Below are 3,480 nucleotides of genomic sequence, written 5' to 3'. Positions count from 1 at the left end.
ACATAAAAAAATCATATATTACTTTTCAGTATATTTTAAACAATTTTAAAATTAATATCAGATTTCAACAGTCCCACTATGCATTCATTAGTCTTCTAAAACTATAAGCTCTACCAATGACTGGTATTTAATTAGTAAAGTACTCATTTTTTGGTTTCTGAAAATCTATGTATGCAAAATTGCACAGCAGTGTTCATTTTATAGTATTCCAGAGAAAGGTCATGCCCCATATAATACTCACTATCAGCTGAGAAGTTGAAAGATGAAAAGAAAATAAAAAGGAGAAACGAAATGAAAACAATAAAGAACTTAAAGAAACTAACATCGCAAACATTAGCATCATGTAGCATTCCACCGTGTGGCGGTTAATAGATAAGTTACTTAGAGATAAAGATTAAAGAAAGAAAAAAGGAGAAATAAAATGAAAACAATAAAGAACTTAAAGAAACTAACATCACAAACATTAGCAGCATGTAGCGTTCCACCATGTGGAGGTTAAGCAGAGCTGATAAAGAATAGAGATTTAGATAAAAATTAAAAAAAGGAGAAACAAAATGAAAACAATTAAGAACCTTAAGAAATTAACATCACAAACATTAGCAGCATGTAGTATTCCACCATGTGGAGGTTAAGCAGAGCTGATAAAGAATAGAGATTTAGATAAAAATTAAAAAAAGAGAAATAAAATGAAAACGATTAAGAACTTGAAGAAACTAACAGCACAAACATCAATATCTTGTTATATGTGTGCACAGTAAGAAAAAAGGATAATAAAATGAAAACAGTTAAGAATTTAAAAGCATTAACATCAAAAATTTCAGTATCTTGTTTCTCTTGTAGCTCACCAGGGTGTGCAACTTAGTTAATGGCTTATAGTGTTTAAGAATAAGACTTTAGATAAAAAATAAAAAGGGAGAGTAAAATGAAAACAATTCAAAATCTAAAAAGAATAACATCAAAGACATCATTATCTTGTAAAACTTGCGGAATAATGTGCGCAGCTTAATAACTATAGTAAAAGATTGATAAAGAATAGGGTGATAGTATGCAAGAAATTAAACTTCCATTAAAGACAGATATTTTAAATTGGAATAATGAGTCAGTGATTTTAAGAGTTATGAAAGAGCTAAAAATGAATAGAGCACAAGCAAAGCAATGGTTTACAGACTTTATGTGTTGGCTTTACTCTGCGCAAAGATGGCGTATAGAAAAGAAAAAGTCATTTATGATGGACTCGATGAATTATTTAGATGAGGTTTGGCATGCATACATTTTGCATACTCGAGACTACTTAGCAATGTCAAAAGAGTTATTTAGTATTGAATGTGTTCACCATAATCCTGAGAATCCATTTAAAGGAGAGCCTATGGATCCAGAAGATTTTGAACAGCAGCTTTTATTCTTAATGGATGATTGGGGCGAGCAATATATTGATCGAGTATGGGCATATGGTAATGATGTTGCTGAGGCAATTTAAGTAAAAACTGATTCTGGGAGAGTGAAATGAGATTAAATTATACTATACTTTATCATGATACTAAGAGAACCTCTTATACAGATGCGTTAGTGAAAAGTATCCTAGCTTATAATAATAGTCCGTCAACTATAGAAAGGTTTTACCAAAGAATATATGAGTTAAAGTCAGATCATATTGTTTTTATATATGAAAAAGGCACTCCTGCTGGGTATATCTTAGTAAAAAATATAGATAGTGAAGGTTCTCAATGTGAATTGCATCTTCATGCATTTAAACCAGAATATAGAATGTCGATGATGATGTTTATTTATAAGCATAAGTTTACTCAGACAGTATTTTATAAATTATATGAAAATATTAATACATTTCACTTATTTCCTTCAAAAACGTTGATTGGTAATGTAAAAGACAGTTTTTTTAAGCGGTTATTTCAAGCATGCACAGATATGCTTTTAGTCAAACATCCATTACCGGAGTCAATTATTAGCAAAAGACCTGATATTGGAGCATATTTCATTTTATCAAGAGGTGCTAGTTATGCGTAGTTGGGTTATAGCATTATTTATTTCATTATTATGTTTTTTAACAGGGACTTTTGTAGTTTTAGAAGCGCTTTTTATATATCGCTTAATTAAGTTTTATCGAGCATCTTTTATAATTTACTTTTATAAATTTAAGTTAGCTATAATCAATATTATAAATTTATCCAGAAAGTTTGTATTTTGTTATTAAAATCGTTTTTTGTAGTTAATTTTTAATAATAACAGACAAAAGATCGAATAAGTTGATATTATTACTCTATATGATTTTCTTATAATATAGAGATGAAGAAAGTTTACGATAATTTATTTTTTTTCAAAACATTAATAAATAGTGGATCTTTTTCTCAGGCAAGTTTAGTACTTGGAATCGCGCACACTACTATTTCAAGACAGATTTCACAACTTGAAGATCAAATTGGTAAAAAGCTTATTACACGCTCAAATAAAGGTATTGAGCTGACATCTGCTGGTAAAGTTTTATATAACTCGACATTAAACCATCTTGAGAGTATAGAGAAAATTTTAGATGACGTTGAGGGCAATATTAGTAATCTAGATGATGAAAATATACCCATCAAAATATTTTTGTCTATAGGCTTTTCATATTTTTTTATTTATAACATCTATCCTAAGTTAAAAGAAAAATTTCCAAGTATTAAAATTGAGCTATCGACATATACGTTTAATATGATGGAGCGTGAGATTCTTAAACTTAAAAATTTTATTCAACATTTTGATATTTGCATAACAGAAGATTTGTTTTTTCACGCAATAAATCCAGATCATTGGAATATTGTTACGCGACGTTCAGATATTATGAAGATATTTGCTTCTAAAGATTATATAAAAAAATATGGTAAACCAAGTAGATTGGAAGATCTTAAGGATCATAATTGTTTATATACAAATCTTTGGTCAAAAACCCGCTGGAACCTGCTTGATGATGATAATAAAGAACACTCAGTTGTGATTAATGGTAACTTTGCAACAGATGTATTAGTACAGTTAAGAGATCTTGTGCGTTTAGGTTACGGGGTTGGACTGCTTCCAGAAAAATATTTTGATGAGCCAACGAGTGAGCAAAAATATGAAATAGTTAACTTACTTCCTGAGTACAAAACTCGGCCATTTGATACGATTGTATTGACAAATATTCATGCTCAAAATCTCGAAAAAACAAAACAAGTAGGTAAAGCCATAAAAGATATTTGCATGGAAATTTTTCAACGTTGGTAAGTTTAACTTATATTAAACTATATAACTAAGTTGTTTAAATACAGTCGATATATTTTGATTTTTTTAAGGGATTTTATCCAAGTGTTGCTTAGAGTTATAGCGTGTGGGTGCAAACACTTGTTTTGTGCAGCCAAAATATACCAACTGTATTTAACCTCAGTTCGGAATTAAAAGCATTGTAAATTAAGGGTTTAGTAGTGTTTTTAGGTTAAAATAAGCGAAAAA

Annotated in this window: 3 protein-coding genes; all 3 read left to right on the top strand. The window is 29.3% G+C overall.

What is annotated here, in order from left to right:
- Positions 1-1,045 precede the first annotated feature (1,045 nt).
- The 3 genes from AB8E56_RS11315 (at position 1,046) to AB8E56_RS11305 (ending at position 3,255) form a co-directional block, all read left to right on the top strand.
- Entirely contained in the window at positions 1,046-1,477 is a 432-nt protein-coding gene (locus AB8E56_RS11315) for a hypothetical protein (protein ID WP_329481178.1), read from the top strand.
- 26 nt (positions 1,478-1,503) lie between these two features.
- A complete protein-coding gene (locus AB8E56_RS11310; protein WP_329481176.1) occupies positions 1,504-2,022 on the top strand; it encodes a hypothetical protein in 519 nt (172 codons plus the stop codon).
- A 279-nt stretch (positions 2,023-2,301) separates the two neighbouring features.
- Positions 2,302-3,255, top strand: a complete 954-nt coding sequence (locus tag AB8E56_RS11305; RefSeq protein ID WP_329481174.1) for a LysR family transcriptional regulator — start codon at positions 2,302-2,304, stop codon at positions 3,253-3,255.
- Positions 3,256-3,480 lie beyond the last annotated feature (225 nt).

This window comes from Francisella sp. 19X1-34 (genome assembly GCF_041102755.1).
Taxonomy (GTDB): domain Bacteria; phylum Pseudomonadota; class Gammaproteobacteria; order Francisellales; family Francisellaceae; genus Francisella.
Note: the sequence above shows the minus strand (reverse complement) of the source record. Positions and strands in the feature narration are given on the sequence as shown.